This window comes from Kribbella sp. NBC_00482 (assembly GCF_036013725.1).
Lineage (GTDB): Bacteria > Actinomycetota > Actinomycetes > Propionibacteriales > Kribbellaceae > Kribbella.
Window position 1 is genome coordinate 4,178,970 of sequence record NZ_CP107881.1, and the last position, 17,672, is coordinate 4,196,641.

The window sequence follows — 17,672 nt, forward strand, 5'->3', positions numbered from 1 at the left end:
CGGCTCTGGTCTTGGCAGGGGCTCATGCTGGCGGTGGTGGCCGTCCTCGGCCTACGGCACTGGTTCCTCGCCGTACTGGGCTCGGCGGCTGCCTACTTTCTCGTCGATGTTCCACTGCTGTTCCTGATCGGCGCATTGCTCTACCGGAGCCTGTACGTCGCGCCGATCACAGCGGGTGCGCGGCTGATCGAGAGGTTTGCGGTCACGAAGTCGTCGAAGCGGTATGTCTGTACTCCTGTCCTGCTCTGCCGACATGGTCACCTTCGCGCAAGTCGCCGTGCCGATCGGGCTATGCGTTCCGGGAGGGCGGCGGAGGCCCTGGGGACCTACCTGACCGCTCTGGTGGCTCATCCGGCTGGATCATTCTGCGGCCGGGTCCTTTCCCTGCGGGCCGCTGAGGCTGCACTCGATGCGGAGGCTCCGGAGTTGGCCAAGGAGTTCGCGGGCCTGGCGGTACGGGATCTCGCGGCGATACCGATCCTCCGTTCCGCCGTACTCGCGGCTCGTGGATACGCGATCAGCGCCCTAGCCGCGTCCGAGTTCGGTGATCAAGACGGCGCCGTGACTATGCTCCGGCGGGCACAGTCGACTGTGCACCGCAATGTCCCAGCAGATCGGCTTGTCCGACTGAGCGCCGTCGCAGTCCGGTTGGCGAGCCGAGTGGTATCGGACCCGGAGGCGGCGCAAGACGCCCTGATCGACCAGATGACTCCGCAGGAGATGGACGAACTCACTCCCTACGAGATCGTCTGGCTGTGTTTCGTGTGGGCCCGGATCCTGCATCGCCGCGGATCGCTCGAGACGGCCGCAACCATGTATCGGACTGCTGGCAGGCTCGCAGGGGAGCATCAGGCAACGAGTTTGAGAAACCTCGCGGCAGGTGACTCGGTTTCGGAGAGCGAGCGACGGATGGGCAGCCTGCTCGCCAACGCGGTCTGTGGATTGCTCGAATGCCAGACTCCGGACGCGGCACGCGCGGATCGTGAACTGTTCGAGGAGGCGCTCGCGGGCTTGCGCGTCTCAGTCATGCTTCGGGAGCCGTTGACTGTGGTGAGACTCAGCGTCGCGCTCGAACAGAAGTATGGCGTCACGCGGTTTCGCTCGCTGATCGAGCGTCATGTCGACCTGCGATTCGCTGTGTTCGCGGACGGTCGGCTCCGGCGTCGGTGGAAGGAAATTCGAGCCGGGTCTGCATGGCCTCCGACCATCAGCGATGAGGAGATCGAACAAGGAGGCGCTCGGGCTTTGGATGTCGCACGACAACTGACCCAGCTCTCGCCTTCGATCGGTCAGCGGCTGGTCGCACGGGTTGAAGCTGCTCTGCGAGACGAGGACCCGGTCGAGGAAGCCAGGCCAACGCCAGCCTCCGGCACCCCAGTTCCGGTCGAGGCCCAGTCAGCCCGGCGAGCAGTCGTTCAGCGATCGACAGACAGCTATCGGCCGAGAATCGATGGACCGTTGTGGCTGACCGACGTCGAGACCCTGACCGGAGGGACATGCGTCACTCTGCGCCTCGGCTGGCAGATCGCTACGGAGATGGGACATCGAACACTCGGCGTGGAACATCTGCTGACTGCGGCGCTTGTCGATACCGACTCGGCAGCGGCCTTCCAATCCGCGGGCGTCGACCTGTCCCTCCTTCGGCAAACGATCGATCTGCGAGCCGGCGGCAACAAGCCCGAACGCGCTACCGTCGCCGTCGAGCAGGTCCTGCGGTGCAGCCGCGCGGTGGCCTGGCAGAGCGGCTCGATACTGGTTCGTCCGTGGCACGTCAGCGTCGCGACGTTGACTTCTGCCCCGTCTACGGTGCATGCGCTTTTGACCGCCATGGGCATACCTCCCGATGAGGTGATCACTCGCCTTGTGCATGGCGCCAACAACCTGCGGCTGAACGCCAGGAGCGCGACAGCGCTGCCACAAGCTGGCGGACATCAGTTGAGCTTCGCTACCCGTGAGATTCTGTGTGACCTGGCGGCGAGCGGGCGCGTCATCGGGATCGCCGACGTACTAGGCCGCGTGATTGCCGCACCCACGACATCTCCGGAACTGAGAGAACGTTCGGCGGGGCTGCTCGATAGCGACCTAAGTTCTGCAAGATCGCCCGCCCATGGCTGCTGGACGAGGGGTCTCCGCGACACGATCAGTGCGGCGACTGCGATCGCGGTCCCGTGGATGCGTGCAGTCGAGACCACCGATCTTCTCGACATCGCGGAGCTACGGCGGACAGGAGCGCGACCGTCGATCGGCCGACCCCATCCGTCGCAGACGTTGCAAGCATCACTACGACATGCGATCGCGCTGGCGACCGCCGCCGGACATTCGTACGTCGGACCTGAACATCTCGAGGCAGTACTTCAGCCCGAGCGTGGCTCAACGACACCGGACCTTCCGGTAGCCGCGTACGCCTTCACGCCGCTCCTGAAGCGGTGGCTGGTAACCGCGGCATCAGTGGCTGGAGGCCATGTCGTCGAGCGCGAGCACCTGGTCGATGCTCGAAGCCAGAGCGGTGTGTGGAGCGGCAAATGCTGAAGTGCTCGCACGGGTGGGACCTGATCAGCGTCAACCAACTCGCTGAGCAAGGCCGATTCGAGGACGTGGTCGACGGCGGTCTCGAGGTACTGGTAGAGCACGAGCCGGGCGACCGATGCCGAAGTCGCCTGATGCTCGATCTCCTGCCGTTCACGGTGGCGATCGATCACGTCGAGCTGGGCGAGTTGCTGTGCAGAATGCTCCTGGACGAGGGCGACGAGAACCTCTCCGGTCGGGAGAACCGGCGCTTCGCGGGTTTTGGTGGTCCCCTGCTGGCCAGGTTCGACAGGGCAGAGACCGCCGACGAGGCGCTGGAGGCGATCACCTTCCCAAGACTGAGATCCAGGGAGCTGCAGCTCCAAGCAGCGGAGATCCGCGTCCGCCGATCAGCTCCGGTGAACCTGGCCGCCGTCGGCACAAGAGCAACTGGGCTGCGTCGAAGCCGGAACTGGGCGGCCGCCATCAGCTACGGCCGGGCTCTCATCGCGCACGATCAGGTTGCCGACGGGCGAGCTGTACTGAACTCCGTCATGCAGCTGATCGAGCAGCGCGATCCGGGTGTCGGGAAGTTGCTGGAGAGCGTCGATCGCATCAACGTCACGAGCGCGCTGCCGGACGCGATGAACCGATGGTCGTGGGCGCGATCGGTACTCTGCCTCACCGAGAGTGCGAATGATCCTGATGATCAGATGCAGGCCCGGCTCCTGGCCGTGGGTCGCCTCTTCGAGCAGCTCGGCCATCCCCTCGGGGCAGCCAAGGCCTACTCCACGCTGGCGCGTCTGCGCGCGAACATCCCAGATGCTGCTGGGACTCTGGAAGCGACCGCGGATGCTTTGCGCCAGACCGAGACCCGGATTCGTGCAGTGGCGATGCAACGGTTGGCTCGCGAATGGACGTCCGCCGTCGATGAGGCCCGCACAGCCGCTCTGTCCACCTCTGCCGCCGTCGACGAATTCGTCGCTGTGCGTCCGGCGACTCATTGGCTGGGAGACCCGATGACCCTCGAAGCGCGGATGGTAGACGCCGCCGGCTTCTACCGGGCTTGGTTCGTCGAGCGGCAGGCCAAGCAGCTTCGCGGAGGTTTCGAGACTCTGCTCGAGGGGGCGGTACGTTGTCTGCTGCCGGTCGGTGCTGCCGGGTCGTTCTCGGCCGAGCTGGTGCAGATGCGACGAGATGAGCTCGATCCGACTGACTCCGAATCGGTTCGGTCACTCGGCCGAGCCTTGATCCGGAGCGCTGAGCACTACCGCAGTATCTGTGATTACGATGCGGCCGTTGCTCCCACGCGGGAGGCCCTCGAGTTGTTTCTGCAGATCGGGACGCCCGATGCCGTTGAAGAAGGCAACGACTTTCTGTGGCAATTTCTCCGCGAGCTGCTGACTGGTGGACACCAGCACTCGGCAGTCAGGGTAGCCGCTGCGTTCGCTGACTGGCAGGTGCGGGGCGGCCGGTTCGATCCAGTGGAAACCGCGATCAGATGGGCTCAGAACGATCACTGGTGGGAGGTCGTGGAGGAGCTGACCTCGATCAAGCTGGAGTGGCTCCGAAGCGTTGATCCGGCGTCGACCGACGTCGTGGAGACGATGGTGCTGGTTGCACAGCTACGGGACGATCTGCGTCCTGCTGCCGGAGTTCCGGTCAGCGAGGATGCGATCGCGCTCCTGAGCGGATTGCAGTGCGATGATCCGCTGCGGAAGCTCGTAGCCAGGGTCTGCACGTTGGGCGTGCGGAGCCGCCAATTCGCACGGGCAGGGCAGATGTGCGATGCACTCGAGCTGGCCGATGGAGTCTGGGCAGAGGTGCTCGCGAGCGACGTGGATCTGGCATGTCAACCGCCGGTCTTCGCGAGCTTCATCGACATGATGATCGGCCTGCACCGCACCGACGACGACGCGACTGCAACCGCGCAGGTCGTGCGCTTCGCGCTCGACCGAGCAGTCGCCGAGATGGAGGAAGGGAGCGGCAGGGCGCGGCCATCGATTCCGACGATTCTGGACTGGATCTACGAGGCAAGGGCGATCGACGATGAGCAAGAGCTCGTTCAGCGCCTCGGTCGTCTCGTGGTGGCATCTGGTCTGACCACGCGTGACGCAGTCAACCTGCGGACTGAACTCGCCGAGGCCCTCGCTTGCCTGGGCGAGTTCGGGACCGCCGAGCGTAACCTAGCTGAAGCGCTGTCGCTCGACGCGGACTCGGTCGAGGCGCACCGGTCGATGGCGTGGGTGCGGCTGGCGGCAATGAACCCCGCCGAGGCGCTACCGGCGATCGACAGGGCCATTGAGTTGGCGCCGAAGCATGCCTGGTCCCGGCAACTGCGCGGCGATACCCTCGCCCGGCTCGGCAGGTACGACGAGGCACACCAAGAGCTGGCGATGGCGGATGAGATGGAACAGGGATCCGAGTACGGTGCGTTGATTCGCAGTGCGGTGCTGCGGTCCAGCGGACGACCAGATGCCGCTGTGCAAGCTCTGGAAGCGATCCGGGCCGGCAATTCCTCGAGCGATTGGACCCGCTACCAGTACGGGCTCAGCCTCGCTGCGATGGGGTCCCTGGACGAGGCCGGATTCCTGTTCCGGGACGCGATCGAGATCGGATCCACGCGCCGTCGCTCGGTGCTTCAGCGACGGCAGCGGCGCGGTGATCCCAACCTGGGTCTCTACCTGCTGGCCGCGGGACATGACGAGCTGGCCGCGGTGGAATGCCAGGCATCGGCGGCGTCCTGGCCGGCTCACATCCTGCGCGAACAACGGAATGACCTGACTGAACTGGCCACCATTGTTCCCGCGAAGGCTCCTGCTGCTGCGCGAATGGACGCCATCATCACCGCACGATCGACCTGAGGCGCCCGTCGGCGGATCACATCATCCGACCCGGAGAGATGCCGGTGAACGACCAGCACTTCTCCTTGGATACCCGGAGGGGCTCGACTTACGTCAGGCGTCTCCAGGCGTCCGCCAAGATCGATTCGAGTTTGTAGTGACCGTTCTTGGTCGGGCTGAAGTCGCCGAGAGACATCAGGCACGCGACGATCAGGTCCGGATCAGCCGTGACTTCGCCGGCGCCGGGGTGGAGGTCCGCCAGGTCGGCGCTGGCCGAGCATCACTACCAGGGCCGAGTAGGTGCGAGCAGGCGCGCGGGGCAGCCTGTAGGTGAGAATGTAACGCGCGATACGTTCTTTGGTGTGACGGTTGGTTGGTGCTGGTCATCAGGTTGGCGGCGGAGCCTTCTCGGTACCGGGTGGGTGTGTGGCGTGAGCTGCGCAAGGCTGGTGCGTTGTCGCTGAGCCAGGGAGTTTGGGCGGTGCCGGACCTGCCGGTGTTCGCCGAAGGCGTCCAGCGTGCGATCGGGCTGGTCGAACGGGCGGGCGGTGAGGCGACGGTGCTGGAGGCGTCCGGGCGGAGCCCGGGCGATGCCGCCCGGTTCGCCGGGTTGTTTGACGCGCCCGGCAAGCCGACTGGATCGAGTTCTTGTCCGACTGCGACAAGTTCGAGACCGAGGTTGCCAAGGAGATCCGGATCGAGAAGTTCACCTTGGCCGAGCTCGAGGAGGAGGAGCAGAGCCTGGAGCGGCTGCGGCGTTGGCATCGTGACCTGACCGCGCGGGACGTGTTCGGTACCCTCGAGGCGGCCGACGCGACCGATCGGCTCCGGCAATGCGCGGCGGCGTGTGAGGATCATCTGGCGGAGCAGTTCGAGGGTGCCGTCCAGCCGTCGCGGCGACCTGACCTGCTGGGGCATCACCGGCCGCAGCGCATCAGGGCCGTACCGGGCCGGCGGTGACGAGGGTGAGGTGCGCGTCGTACCTTCGGCAGAGCAGGAATCCGCGACGGCTCTCGGCGTCGGTGAAGAACAACTGTGGCAGGCGATGGCGTACGAGCCAGCTGGTGGCTTGGGCCGGCGTCATCGTCGGTGTGCGTTGTGGATGGATGATGATCGCGGGTTCTGCCGGGCTGGAGGGCGGGCGCATGGTGTACTGGCGGGCGAGGTGGAGTCCGCTGGGTCCGCTGCGGAAGACGACCGCGTCCTGACCGAACACATCGTCGGTGAACAGGTACGCGTCGTAGTCCATCGCCAGCAGTATCGCGCTCGCTTCGGCTGGCGCCGTCCGTGCCAGCGGCACGGACTTGAGTCGCGTTATCCGTCCAGGCAGTGTGGTGGCCAAGGGGCGTCGCGGTTGTGGGTCTGGCCCGGTCGGAAGCTCCGAGGATCTACCTGGGGCCAGCAGCCGAAGCCGCCGCTCGAGGCGCGCCATGGCGACTGTGATCGCGTCACGGACCGTGGGGCCGGGCATTTGAACTCTCGTCGGCCGCCCGTCGACGGTGAGGTTGACCTGGACCAGACCAGGACCGCTGCCTCCGGCGCCACCCGAGACACGCATCCGCACATCCGCGATGTAGGCCTGCGACCGTGCCGGGACCTGAGATTGTGCGATGACTTGGGTTCGGGCCAGGACTTCCGCGATCGCCCGCCGGGCCTTGTGGACCTCCGCCGGGCCGACCCCGCCCACATGGCGGATGTTGACCGATCCGGTCCACGCGCCCGGGCGCGTCTGGTGCTGATCAGCCATGCAGCACCATCCCCTTCGCAGTTGAGCAGTTGCAAACTTTAGCAACTATCAGCCGCTTGAGGTGAGATCGTCGTACGCCGAGAACCGTTGCCCCTCCCGACCGAGTCGGCGGCAGATGGCGCGCATTCAACCGGATCTGTCCGGCGGCGCACCGAGCGATGCATCAGGACGACAGATCCAACAACGCGCGTTCTCATTGCGCGGGAGTTTGAAGCTCGGCTGCGTGGGCGCCAGGAGTGTTGGCCGTGTCGGCAAGACCGTCGGCCTAGGCGTGAGCCAAGCCCGGGTCATTCAATTGTTCCTGACAGCGGCTTGTCCGGGTGTGTGCTGAGGGGCTGGCACTCCGGCGACCCGGTGCCGTGCGAAGTCGCTCTCGTGAGCGCGCCGGATGCGCGGAGGACTGAACAACTGAGAAATCGTTGCGCAGGGCAAATGAAGTGGGCAGACGATGTTTGCGGTGATTGCCGCCTGAGTGCTCAGCCTGGGTTGCAACTCGGTCACCGATCCCCTCAACCTCCGGTGGCGGGCATACGCTCGAAGGGCCCGCCTGGTAGCTGGTCCCACCGACCTGGATGGCGGCGAGTTGTCCGGCGTGTCTCTCCACCCCTCGAGAGCCGCCGGCAGCCCCTCGCGCTGGAACGCCGTCCGGGCCACCAGGCGGGCACCCAATCTCTTGGTTCGCGCAGGCGAGAGTTCGGACATGAGAATTCTGCTCCGAATCAATCCGGGCGCCTCCCGGACGTCCGTCGGCGGCCGGTACGACGGCCCGGCCGGCCCGGCGCTCGTGGTCGCAGTGGTAGCTAGGGCGGTGGAGGGCCAGGCGACGAGGGCTGTCCTGCAGGCGGTCGCCGCAGCCTTCGGCGTACGCCGCTCTGCGGTGACGCTGGTGCGAGGCTCGACCAGCCGCGACAAACTGGTCGAGGTCGAGGGGGAGGGTAGTGAGATCCAGGCGAGGCTCGAACGACTACTCCGCTCAAACGTTCGATAGGAGGAGCGCACGCTCGGCTGTCGGTCGTGGTGGGCACGTCGCCTGATCGACCAAGCGCTGAAGCTGGCCAGAATTCCAATCACCGACGCCGAAGGACCGACCCTCGTCATCCAATCGATCTCAGCCAAGCAACGTCCCAGACGCTGACCCGGCGCGTGCCCGCCTCCAGTCGCGCGCCCGAGGCAGGCTGGGTGCGAGGCATGAGATTTGCCTCGGCTACCCAGGCTGGCCGTCGGGGAGTGGACGGACGTGGACTCGGGATCCGGCCGCTGCGGCTTGGCGGACGAGTTCGGTGACTCCGGCGGCGTCCGTGACGGTCCGGGCGGGTGCCGTGCGGTCGTGCGATGTGTAGGTCACTTCGTAGAGAGTGGTTGTCTTCAATGTCCCCCCAGAAGATGTCGGTCGTTCAGGCGTGCTCGCCGGTGCCCTCCGACGGAACGGTGATGCCGTTCTCGAGAGCTTGGCGGAGCAGGCTGTCGAGTTCGCCGGAGTAGATGCGCTCGGCGTCGAGGTCTCCGGTCTGCTGGGCAGCGCGGAGTTGTTCCCGAGCGGAGGTGATCCGCTGGTGCAGTGCCTCGGTGAACGTGTCCATGATGGGGCTACCTTATCCACGAGTTGCAGAATTCTTCAATTCGTGATCGCATGCATTTCGCACAACATGGATTGACCGGAGGCTGCAGGATGACGACACCGCTGCATCAGTTGAAGGCGGAGTTCTTCAAGACGCTGGGGCATCCGGCGCGGATCCGTGTCCTGGAGTTGTTGAGCGAGCGCGAGATGGCGGTCAGCGAACTGCTGCCGGAGGTCCGCCTGGAGGCGTCGAACCTGTCCCAGCAGTTGGCGGTCTTGCGTCGGGCAGGTCTCGTGACTGCGCGGCGTGAGGGTTCGCAGGTGTACTACGCGTTGACGAGTCCGCGGGTGGCCGAGCTGCTCGCGGTGGCCAGGGGCATCTTGACGTCGGTGTTGTCGGAACAGGTGGAGCTGCTGGACGGCTTGCGCGCTGACTCCGTTACTTCAAGGCGGTCGCGAGTACGGCGAGCAGCCCGATGAGAGCGCTGTTCCGGAAGATCCGCTCGACCGGCCGGGTTGCGGAGCCCGCACCAGAGCGGGAGCCCGTGAAGGACGACGTACTCCGGGGATCAGTGCAGGTGCGCCATGTCGACGCCGGGTCCTGTAACGGCTGTGAGATCGAGATCGGCTCGGCGTTCGGGCCGGTGTACGACGGGGAGCGGTACGGCGCGCGCCTGGTCGCCTCGCCCCGGCACGCGGACGTGCTGCTGGTGACCGGTCCGGTGACGCGGAACATGGCCGAACCGTTGCGGAAGGCCTACGACGCGACGCCGGCGCCGAAGCGGGTCGTGGCGGTGGGGGACTGCGCGCACGACTGTGGCGTGTTCGCGGGCGGGTACGGCGTCGAGGGTGCCGTCGCGGACGTGATTCCGGTCGATGTCGTCGTACGGGGTTGCCCTCCGGAGCCGCCGCAGATCATCGAAGCGTTGCGGGACCTGACCGGGCGATGACTGGCCGATGACGATTGGTTGGGCGCTGCTCGGTGTACTGGTGGTCGCCGGGCTCGGGGCGCTAGGCGCTGCAGTGGCTTCACCACGTCCACGACGCGTGGTCGCGGGGGTGGCGACGTCCGTCGCTGGCGCGTTTGGAGTGGTGGCCGGCGCGGCGGCCGTCAGCGGTGAGACGTACTCCGCGCGGATCCAGCAGTTGCTTCCGTTGAGTGAGGCGTCGATCGGCGTCGACGCGTTGTCCGGTGTGTTCTGTGTGCTGGTTGGCGGTGTTGCGATCGTCGCGGGGCTATACAGCATCGGCTACAGCGATCACGCCGGTTCGCGGACTGCGCAGGCGTTGTTGCCGTTGTTCGTCGCGTCGATGATCCTGGTGCCGGTAGCGGCCAATGTCACGACGTTCCTGGTCCTGTGGGAGCTGATGGCGCTGACCTCGCTCGCGCTGGTGCTCGCCGAACACCGGCTCCGGCCGGCGGTCCGCGAGGCAGGCGTCTGGTACGGCGCGATGACGCACGCGGGCCTGGTTGCGATCCTGCTCGGTCTCGTACTCTTCGCGTCGAAGGCCGGTAGCGAATCGTTCGACGCGTTGCGCGCGGCGCAGCTGTCCGGGACGTCGCGCTCGATCGTCTTCGTCCTGATCTTCATCGGGTTCGGCTCGAAGGCCGGTCTGATGCCGCTGCACGTGTGGTTGCCCAGGGCCCATCCCGAGGCGCCGAGTCACGTGTCGGCGTTGATGTCCGCGGCGATGGTGAAACTCGGCCTGTACGGGATCCTGCGCGTCGGCCTCGACCTGCTCGGTGGTGGCCCGCGCTGGTGGTGGCTTCTCGTGCTGACGTTCGGAGCCCTGTCAGCCGTGTACGGCGTACTGCAGGCCATCGTCGCGACCGACCTGAAACGCCTCCTCGGCTACTCGACGACCGAGAACCTTGGACTGATCCTGCTCGCGGTCGGAGCGGGTGGCATGTTCGCGGCCGACGGCAACCGGACGCTGGCGAGCCTGCTGATCGCGGCGGCGCTGCTGCACGCGGTGAACCACGCAGGCTTCAAGACACTGCTCTTCCTGGGCGCCGGTTCCGTACTGCGGTCCACGGGTCTGCGCAATCTGGACAGTCTCGGTGGGTTGGTCTCGCGGATGCCTGTGACGACAGCCTTGTTCGGTGTTGGAGCGTTGGCGGCTGCAGCGTTGCCGCCGGGCAACGGGTTCGTGTCCGAGTGGCTGCTGGTGCAGGGGCTGATCCACGGTTTGCCGGGCGCCGATGCCGTCGTCGCGGTGGCGATGCCGTTGGCGGTCGGTGTCGTGGCGCTGACCGCGGGGCTCGGTGTGGCGACGTTCGTGAAGGCGTTCGGCGTCGGGTTCTTGGCGCGTCCTCGGTCGGAATCGGCTGCAGCGGCGAAGGAATCGCCGATGAGTATGCGCGGCGCGATGCTGCTCGCGGCGGTGGTGTGTACGGGCCTGGCGATGGCGCCTGCCTCGCTGGGGCCGACCTTGGCTCGAGCGTTGCAGGTACTGCCTTCCGTGCGCGACGGTTCGCCGTTGCGTGGTGGGGTGACGTTGCGGTTGGCGGGGATCCAGGGGTCGATGTCGCCCTTGCTGATTCTGGCGGGATTGCTGGCGGCGGCGCTGGTTGTGGTCGCATTGGTCCGGCGTGGGTTGCCGCGCCGCACGTCGTTGGTGTGGGGCTGCGGCGGTACGCGGCTCGACCCGCGGATGGAGTACACAGCGACCTCGTTCGCGGAGCCGCTGACGCGGGTCTTCGACGACGTACTGCGTCCGGAGTACGACGTCGACGTGACGCACCATGCGGAATCGGAGTACTTGATCGAGAGCGTCAAGTACCGGCAGCGAGTCGACGACCGGCTCGAGGCGTCGCTGTATCCACCTGTGTTTGCGGCCGGCAACAAATTCGGCAGCGTGCTCAGCCGGCTGCAGAACGGCAGCGTGCACCGGTATCTCGCGCTGGGGCTGGCGGGCCTGATCACGGTCCTGGTCGTGGTGGGACTGACCACGTGAGCATCGTCGGAGTTGTGATCCAGTTGGTCCTGCTGATCGTCCTGGCGCCTTACCTGGTGGGACTGATGCGGCAGGTGCGTGCCTCGATGGAGGGACGGGCAGGGGCCGGTATCGGGCAGCCGTGGCGTGATCTGCGGAAGCTGTTCCGCAAGGAGCCGATTTCGCCTGAAGGCTCGAGCTGGGTGTTCACCGCGGCCCCGGCCGTTCTGGTGGCGACGACCGTCGTGATCGCGGCCGTGGCGCCGTTTGTGGCGACCGCCTCGCCGTTGGATGGCGTGGCTGATCTGTTCGCGGTCGTCGCGTTGCTGTTGCTCGGGACGGTCGCGCTGGCGCTGGCTGGGCTGGATACCGGTACGGCGTTCGGCGGGATGGGCGCGAGCCGGGAGATCACGATCGCGGCGTTGGCCGAGCCAACGATCCTGCTGGCCGGCTTCGCGTTGTCCGCCCGGATCGGCTCGACGAACCTGGCCGCGATCGTGGAGCGTGGTCAGCAGGCGCCGGGCGACGTACTGTCCCCGGCGTCGCTGCTCGCCGCGGTCGCGCTGGCCGTCGTGGTGATCGCCGAGGCGGGGCGGCTGCCGGTCGACAACCCGTCGACGCACCTCGAGCTGACGATGATCCACGAGGCGATGGTGCTGGAGTACGCCGGCCGCGACCTCGCACTGGTGGAGTTCGCCTCGGCGTTGCGGCTGACGCTCTTGTTGGGATTGTGGGCGAATCTCTTCCTGCCTTGGGGAGTCGCCACGTCCGCGTCGCCGGTGGCGTTGCTCATCGGTGTCGCCGCATTCGTGGTGAAGGTCGCCGTACTGGGAGCGGCGCTGGCCGCCGGAGAGGTGTTCATGGCGAAGCTGCGGTTGTTCCGGGTGCCCGAACTGCTGGCCGGTTCGTTCCTGTTCGGTGTGCTTGCCGTCTCGTCCTCGTTCTTCCTGGCGTGATCGTGATGACCCAATGGCTCTATCTGATCTGCGGCGGGCTGCTCCTGTCGTCGGTGATGGTGCTGTGGCGCCGTGAGTTGTCGGCGATCCTGCGGCTGCTGATCCTGCAAGGTGTCCTGCTCGGCGTCCTCGCGGGAATCCTCGCCATCCGGCTGGACAGCGTCGAGCTCGGCGTGGTCGGGTTCGGAGTCCTGGTCCTGAAAGCGCTTGTGGTGCCGACCATTCTCCGCCGTGTGCTCCGCGACAGCGGTGAAGCGCGGGAGACGGAGCCACTGATCAACGTGACGGCGTCGATCGTGGCCGCGGCCCTGCTGACTCTCCTCGCGTACGCCGCCAGCCGTCCGCTCGTGCGACTGTCGCCGTCGGCCGAGACGCACGCGGTTCCGGTGGGCTTGGCGATGGTGCTGATCGGATTCTTCGTACTGGTGACGCGGCGACGGGCGCTGTCGCAGATCGTCGGGTTCCTGTTGCTCGACAACGGGATCGCGACGACCGCGTTCCTGATCACCGGCGGCGTCCCCGGGATCGTCGAGCTCGCCGTCTCCCTCGACGTACTGCTGGTCGTGCTCGTGCTGCAGGTACTCACCGCCCGGATGCGGGTGACGTTCGGTGGCACCGACATCGATGAGCTCCGGGAGCTGCACGACTGATGAGTGAGGGAACTCGATGACCACCGACCTGACCGGCGGTGCCGCTGTCCTGCTGGTATCGGCGCCGGTCGTCGCGCCGGTCGCGGCGGCCGTCGCCGCGGGACTGCTCGGCTGGCGGCGATCGGTCGCCATCGCGACGGTTGCCGCGACCGGGGCCGTCCTTGCCGTCGGCGCAATCGCGGCGGCGTGGACCGCGGACGGTGGTGTCGTCGAGGCCGGTCGGTGGCTGCGGATCGATGCGCTGTCGGGACTGATGCTGATCGTCATCGGCGCCGTCGGTGTGATCGCCACGTGGTCCAGTGCCGGGTACGTCGACGACGAGCTGGCTACGGGGCACACCGACGCGACCGGCGCCCAGCGGTACGGCGTACTCGTGCCACTGTTCATCGCCGCCATGGTCGTCGCGGTGCTGGCGAACAACCTCGGTCTCCTCTGGGCGGCGGTCGAGGCCACCACGATCGTGACGGCGTTCCTGGTCGGACACCGCCGTACCCGGAAGTCGCTCGAGGCGACCTGGAAGTACGTGATCATCTGCTCGGTCGGGATCGCGCTGGCGTACCTGGGGACGGTGCTGGTCAACTACGCCGCGAAGCAGGCCGGCATCACGGAGCACGGGACGCTCGACTGGACCGAGCTGGTCGCGCACGCGGGCGATCTGGATTCCGGGGTGATGCGGCTCGCGTTTGCACTGCTGGTGCTGGGGTTCGGGACGAAGGCCGGGCTCGTGCCGTTGCACAGTTGGCTCCCGGACGCACACAGTCAGGCGCCGGCGCCGGTGTCCGCGCTGATGTCCGGCGTACTGCTCCCGGTCGCGGTCTACGCGTTGGCCCGGTATCGGGTCATCGCGGTTTCCAGTGTCGATCCGCGGTTCGTTCGCGGTCTCTTGCTCGTGGTCGGCTTGTTGTCGTTGCTGCTGGCCGCGGGATTGCTCCTGGCGCAGCGCGACTACAAGCGGCTGCTCGCGTATTCCAGCATCGAGCACATGGCGCTCGCGGTCGTCGGGCTGGCGATCGGTACGCCGTTGGCGATCGCGGCCGCGCTGCTGCACATCGTCGGGCACGGTCTCGGCAAGGCGGTGCTGTTCTGTGGCGCGGGCGAGATCCTCGCTCGGGAAGGCAGCACCCGGATCGATGCTGTTCGTGGGTTGTTCGCGCGTACGCCGGTACTCGCCGGACTGTTCGCGGTCGGGCTGGCCGCGCTGCTCGGTCTCCCGCCGTTCAGCCTCTTCGTCAGCGAAATCGGCCTGATCCGCGCCGGAATCGATGCACACCTGGGATGGGTGATGGCCGTCGTACTCACCCTCCTGCTCGTCGTCTTCGTCGCCATCAGCACCAAGGCGGCCGGTCTCCTCCTCGGATCCGGCGAACCCAATCCGACCGGGCAAGGAGGTGTCGCGACGATGAAGGCGCTGCGGGTGTCGATCGTGGTGCCGTTGACGGCGGGTCTGGTCGTGGTCGCCGTACTGGGGATCGTCGACTGGCCGCTTGGTCAGCTGTTGCACGCCGCTGCCCAGATCGTGGGGACCCGATGAGCCCGGACGTCAGAACCTATCCGAACCGCCGCCAGTCGACGGTGACCGCGGCAACCCTCGGGGACCGGGCGACCGCCCTGCTGCAGAACGGCTTTCGCCTCGCGCTGATCTCCGGCCACGACGACCCGGACGGCTTCCGCGTGGTCTACCTCTTCGTCGCCGCGCAGCCCGACCGGCGGGTCGAACTGGTCCTGACCACGAGTCGCTCCGAGCCCCGGATCCCGAGCCTGGCATCGCTGTCGTTCCCGGCCGGGCGGTTCGAGCGCGAGCTGCACGACCTGTTCGGCATCGAGGTGACGGACCATCCGTTGCCGCGGCGGCTCGTACTGCACCAGCACTGGCCGGACGGGTGGTTCCCGATGCGCCGCGACGCCGGAGAGCCACCCGAATTCGGCGATGTCGACGAGCCGTATCCGTTCGTCAAGGTCGAGGGCACCGGGGTGTACGAGATCCCGGTCGGCCCGATTCATGCCGGGCTGATCGAACCCGGCCACTTCCGGTTCTCGGTCGTCGGCGAGACCATCCTCAAACTCAAGGCCCGACTGTGGTTCGTGCACAAAGGAATCGAGAAGCTTGCCGAGGGCAAACTGATCGCCGACGTCCTGCCCCTGACCGAGCGGATCTCCGGCGACACGGCCGTCGGGCACGCTCTCGCGTTCTGCCTCGCCGTCGAAGAGGCCCGGGACTGGCGATTGTCAGGACAGGCCCAGGATCTGCGAGCCGTGCTGCTGGAGCTGGAGCGTCTCTACAACCATGTGACGGATATCGGTGCCCTGTGCAACGACGTGGGATACGGCATCGCCAACGCCCACGCGCAACGAATCCGCGAGCAACTGCTCCGCCTCAACAAGGACGTCACCGGACACCGCCTCCTGCGCGGCGCGATCGCACCCGGTGCCGTCCGCGTCCGCTCCCTCCCCACACCGGAGGTCCTCGCCGCGATCGCCGCCGATATCCAGGAGATCGTCGATATCGCGCTCGCCAACAGCGTCGTACTCGACCGGATGACCGGAACCGCCGTACTGGGCCTCGAACAGGCCCGTGACATCGGAACCCTCGGGTACGTCGCCCGCGCCAGCGGACTCGACCGCGACGCTCGCCGCGACCACCCGTTCACACCGTTGACGGCTCGGGTGCCTGCCTCGGCTCATGCCGCCGGGGACGTCCTGTCGAGACTCCTCACCCGCGTCGACGAGATCCACGCATCCGTCGCGCTGATCACCGAACTACTCGCCACCCGGCCACCCTTGAGCGCGGAAACACCCAAGCCCGGCTGGCTGGCCGCCGGACGGTCGTCCGGCGTCGGTCTGGTCGAAGGCTGGCGCGGAACGATCGCGCACCGGATCGAGTTCGCCCCGGACGGAACCGTGTCCCGCCTCAAGATCGTCGACCCGTCGTTCTTCAACTGGCCGGCCCTCCCGGTCGCCCTGGCCGACACGATCGTCCCCGACTTCCCCCTCACCAACAAGAGCTTCAACCTCTCCTACGCAGGGAACGACCTATGAAACGGCGCCAGCCCCGCCCGATGAAGATCGAGACCGTCCAGAAGTGGGTCGCCTCAGTCATCCTGTTCCACGTCGGCAGCGTTCCCGCGGTGTCTCTCGCCGTCTACAGCATCGGCTTCACGGACACCGAGCGCGGTCGCGGCATCGGACTGTGGCTCATGTCGGGCGTCATCGGCCTGCTGACGGTCGCCGGCATGCGCCTCATCCACCAACGCACACCCTTCTCGCCGTGGCTCATCCTGGGCATCCTCCCGACCGCCGTCACCGGCTTCTACATCTTCTGATCGGGTGAAACGGCCGCCAGCTTGTGCACCAGCTGGCGGCCGCGATGCTCACACCCAGCTTCCGGTGGGTGCCACGACCCCCAGCAGCACCTGCTCCGACACAGGCACCGCTGTAGCTTTCGTAGATGAGCAGTTGCAAATCTTAGCAACTCTGCATCACATCGCCTACTGGGGCCGCCGTCGTGGCCAGGCGTGAGGATGGGACCCGAGCAATGACCCGACCGAATGGATGAACATTCATGCCCAAGGACCTCGACAGGGTGGACAGGGAGATCGTCAGGCTGGTCTCCGCCCAGGGGCGGATGAGTCATGAGGAGATCGCTCGGCGTGTGCATGTGTCGCGTCCGGCCGTCCATGAGCGCGTCAAGCGGCTCGAGCGAGACGGCGCGATCCGCGGGTATCGGGCGGTGGTGGACTGGACAGCCGTCGATCTCGGGCTGTGCCCCTTCGTGTCGGTACAGGTCGACCGATCAGCTGGCCAAGGCCTTGGATCGGATGTTCGAGACGTCCACTCCGGAGGCGATGGTCGAGGAGTGTCACCGGGTGACCGGCCAGTGGTGCGCCCTGCTGAAGGGTCCGCGCCGCCTCAACGGCGTCGCTGCAGCAATTGCTCGACGACATCATGGCGATCGAAGGCGTCCGGCAGGTCGTCACGACGATCGTGCTCACCTCGGTCGAGGCCGTTCAACGAGCCTGACGGATCGTCAGGCCGCGTCCACGTCGCGGCCGGTCGCAGTGGGCGCGATCCGACGGAACGTCGCGATTCCGCGGCGCCGGCCCGGGACGCCGTGCGTACCGATTACGGTCCTGTACGACTGGACAGGAGACCGTGATGCTGCCCTATGCCGCCGTACTCGCCGGACGTTTCGATCATGGTGTGATCGACAGCGTGCTGTTGCGTGACAACCCGCTCGGGGATCCGTGCGAACGGCCGCTGCTGGTGTACTCGCCGCCTGGGTACGACGAGGACCGCGACCGGCGGTACCCGGTGATCTACGTGACGCCGGGATGCGGCGGGCCGGCATGTGGTTCAACCGGCCGGCGTTCCGGCAGCCGTACGCGTTTGGGCTAGCAAACTCGGCTTGCAGGTCATCAGCGAAGTGGGGCGAGCTTCTCGAGGCGCGCGGCCCAGGTTCCGGGCTGGATGCGGTGTGGT

15 protein-coding genes and 3 pseudogenes are annotated in these 17,672 nt (G+C 66.8%); 15 read left to right on the forward strand and 3 right to left on the reverse strand.

Annotation, left to right across the window (positions count from 1 at the left end):
• Positions 1–24: 24 nt before the first annotated feature.
• From OHB24_RS20585 to OHB24_RS20595, 3 genes and pseudogenes are all read left to right on the forward strand, one after another.
• Positions 25–2,529, forward strand: coding sequence for a Clp protease N-terminal domain-containing protein (locus tag OHB24_RS20585; protein WP_327640698.1), 2,505 nt, complete (start codon positions 25–27; stop codon positions 2,527–2,529).
• Positions 2,523–5,369 (forward strand): tetratricopeptide repeat protein, encoded by a 2,847-nt coding sequence (locus OHB24_RS20590; protein WP_327640699.1) that lies wholly within the window; start codon positions 2,523–2,525, stop codon positions 5,367–5,369. The genes OHB24_RS20585 and OHB24_RS20590 overlap by 7 nt, the downstream gene beginning before the upstream one ends.
• Before the next feature lie 403 nt (positions 5,370–5,772).
• Positions 5,773–6,308: pseudogene (locus OHB24_RS20595) on the forward strand (Chromate resistance protein ChrB).
• Here OHB24_RS20595 and OHB24_RS20600 read toward each other — a convergent pair.
• Positions 6,283–7,095, reverse strand: coding sequence for a hypothetical protein (locus tag OHB24_RS20600; RefSeq protein WP_327640700.1), 813 nt, complete (start codon positions 7,093–7,095; stop codon positions 6,283–6,285). The pseudogene OHB24_RS20595 and the gene OHB24_RS20600 overlap by 26 nt on opposite strands.
• A 700-nt stretch (positions 7,096–7,795) precedes the next feature.
• Here OHB24_RS20600 and OHB24_RS20605 point away from each other — a divergent pair.
• On the forward strand, positions 7,796–8,083 hold the full coding sequence (locus OHB24_RS20605) for a DUF167 domain-containing protein (protein WP_327640701.1): 288 nt from the start codon (positions 7,796–7,798) through the stop codon (positions 8,081–8,083).
• A 216-nt stretch (positions 8,084–8,299) separates the two neighbouring features.
• Here OHB24_RS20605 and OHB24_RS20610 read toward each other — a convergent pair whose 3' ends face one another.
• Complete coding sequence (locus OHB24_RS20610) at positions 8,300–8,440, reverse strand: hypothetical protein (RefSeq protein ID WP_327640702.1); 141 nt, start codon at positions 8,438–8,440, stop codon at positions 8,300–8,302.
• 49 nt (positions 8,441–8,489) lie between these two features.
• Entirely contained in the window at positions 8,490–8,675 is a 186-nt protein-coding gene (locus OHB24_RS20615) for a hypothetical protein (RefSeq protein ID WP_327640703.1), read from the reverse strand.
• An 89-nt stretch (positions 8,676–8,764) separates the two neighbouring features.
• Between OHB24_RS20615 and OHB24_RS20620 the strand changes: the two genes are divergently transcribed.
• The 11 genes and pseudogenes from OHB24_RS20620 to OHB24_RS20665 all read left to right on the forward strand — a co-directional run bounded on the left by OHB24_RS20620 (position 8,765) and on the right by OHB24_RS20665 (position 17,588).
• Positions 8,765–9,133, forward strand: coding sequence for an ArsR/SmtB family transcription factor (locus tag OHB24_RS20620; protein WP_327640704.1), 369 nt, complete (start codon positions 8,765–8,767; stop codon positions 9,131–9,133).
• Positions 9,130–9,603: an NADH-quinone oxidoreductase subunit B family protein gene (locus OHB24_RS20625; protein ID WP_327640705.1), complete on the forward strand. Its 474-nt coding sequence runs from the start codon at positions 9,130–9,132 to the stop codon at positions 9,601–9,603. The genes OHB24_RS20620 and OHB24_RS20625 overlap by 4 nt, the downstream gene beginning before the upstream one ends.
• Positions 9,604–9,610: 7 nt before the next feature.
• Positions 9,611–11,611 carry a proton-conducting transporter transmembrane domain-containing protein gene (locus tag OHB24_RS20630; RefSeq protein WP_327640706.1) on the forward strand — a complete coding sequence of 667 codons (2,001 nt, stop codon included), beginning with the start codon at positions 9,611–9,613 and terminating at the stop codon, positions 11,609–11,611.
• A 14-nt stretch (positions 11,612–11,625) separates the two neighbouring features.
• Entirely contained in the window at positions 11,626–12,546 is a 921-nt protein-coding gene (locus OHB24_RS20635; protein WP_327640707.1) for a respiratory chain complex I subunit 1 family protein, read from the forward strand.
• Between the two features lie 5 nt (positions 12,547–12,551).
• Positions 12,552–13,196: a hypothetical protein gene (locus tag OHB24_RS20640; RefSeq protein WP_327640708.1), complete on the forward strand. Its 645-nt coding sequence runs from the start codon at positions 12,552–12,554 to the stop codon at positions 13,194–13,196.
• A 16-nt stretch (positions 13,197–13,212) separates the two neighbouring features.
• Positions 13,213–14,727 (forward strand): proton-conducting transporter transmembrane domain-containing protein, encoded by a 1,515-nt coding sequence (locus OHB24_RS20645; protein ID WP_327640709.1) that lies wholly within the window; start codon positions 13,213–13,215, stop codon positions 14,725–14,727.
• Positions 14,724–16,232, forward strand: coding sequence for a hydrogenase large subunit (locus tag OHB24_RS20650; RefSeq protein WP_327640710.1), 1,509 nt, complete (start codon positions 14,724–14,726; stop codon positions 16,230–16,232). Before OHB24_RS20645 ends, OHB24_RS20650 begins: the two co-directional genes overlap by 4 nt.
• The gene (locus OHB24_RS20655; protein WP_327640711.1) at positions 16,229–16,516 is read left to right on the forward strand and encodes a hypothetical protein; all 288 of its coding nucleotides are present in this window, start codon (positions 16,229–16,231) and stop codon (positions 16,514–16,516) included. Before OHB24_RS20650 ends, OHB24_RS20655 begins: the two co-directional genes overlap by 4 nt.
• A 239-nt stretch (positions 16,517–16,755) precedes the next feature.
• Positions 16,756–16,902: pseudogene (locus OHB24_RS43335) on the forward strand (AsnC family transcriptional regulator); the annotation flags it as partial.
• 197 nt (positions 16,903–17,099) lie between these two features.
• Positions 17,100–17,213 (forward strand): annotated as a pseudogene (locus OHB24_RS20660) (hypothetical protein); the annotation flags it as partial.
• Positions 17,214–17,348: 135 nt separating this feature from the next.
• Complete coding sequence (locus OHB24_RS20665) at positions 17,349–17,588, forward strand: hypothetical protein (RefSeq protein WP_327640712.1); 240 nt, start codon at positions 17,349–17,351, stop codon at positions 17,586–17,588.
• Positions 17,589–17,672: the final 84 nt, after the last annotated feature.

Coding starts and splice junctions, on each gene's coding strand:
- OHB24_RS20665 (WP_327640712.1), top strand. CDS start 17,349: ATGCTGCCCTATGCCGCCGTACTCGCCGGACGTTTCGATCATGGTGTG.
- OHB24_RS20590 (WP_327640699.1), top strand. CDS start 2,523: ATGCTGAAGTGCTCGCACGGGTGGGACCTGATCAGCGTCAACCAACTC.
- OHB24_RS20620 (WP_327640704.1), top strand. CDS start 8,765: ATGACGACACCGCTGCATCAGTTGAAGGCGGAGTTCTTCAAGACGCTG.
- OHB24_RS20650 (WP_327640710.1), top strand. CDS start 14,724: ATGAGCCCGGACGTCAGAACCTATCCGAACCGCCGCCAGTCGACGGTG.
- OHB24_RS20585 (WP_327640698.1), top strand. CDS start 25: ATGCTGGCGGTGGTGGCCGTCCTCGGCCTACGGCACTGGTTCCTCGCC.
- OHB24_RS20605 (WP_327640701.1), top strand. CDS start 7,796: ATGAGAATTCTGCTCCGAATCAATCCGGGCGCCTCCCGGACGTCCGTC.
- OHB24_RS20645 (WP_327640709.1), top strand. CDS start 13,213: ATGACCACCGACCTGACCGGCGGTGCCGCTGTCCTGCTGGTATCGGCG.
- OHB24_RS20655 (WP_327640711.1), top strand. CDS start 16,229: ATGAAACGGCGCCAGCCCCGCCCGATGAAGATCGAGACCGTCCAGAAG.
- OHB24_RS20615 (WP_327640703.1), bottom strand. CDS start 8,675: ATGGACACGTTCACCGAGGCACTGCACCAGCGGATCACCTCCGCTCGG.
- OHB24_RS20625 (WP_327640705.1), top strand. CDS start 9,130: ATGAGAGCGCTGTTCCGGAAGATCCGCTCGACCGGCCGGGTTGCGGAG.
- OHB24_RS20600 (WP_327640700.1), bottom strand. CDS start 7,095: ATGGCTGATCAGCACCAGACGCGCCCGGGCGCGTGGACCGGATCGGTC.
- OHB24_RS20630 (WP_327640706.1), top strand. CDS start 9,611: ATGACGATTGGTTGGGCGCTGCTCGGTGTACTGGTGGTCGCCGGGCTC.
- OHB24_RS20640 (WP_327640708.1), top strand. CDS start 12,552: ATGACCCAATGGCTCTATCTGATCTGCGGCGGGCTGCTCCTGTCGTCG.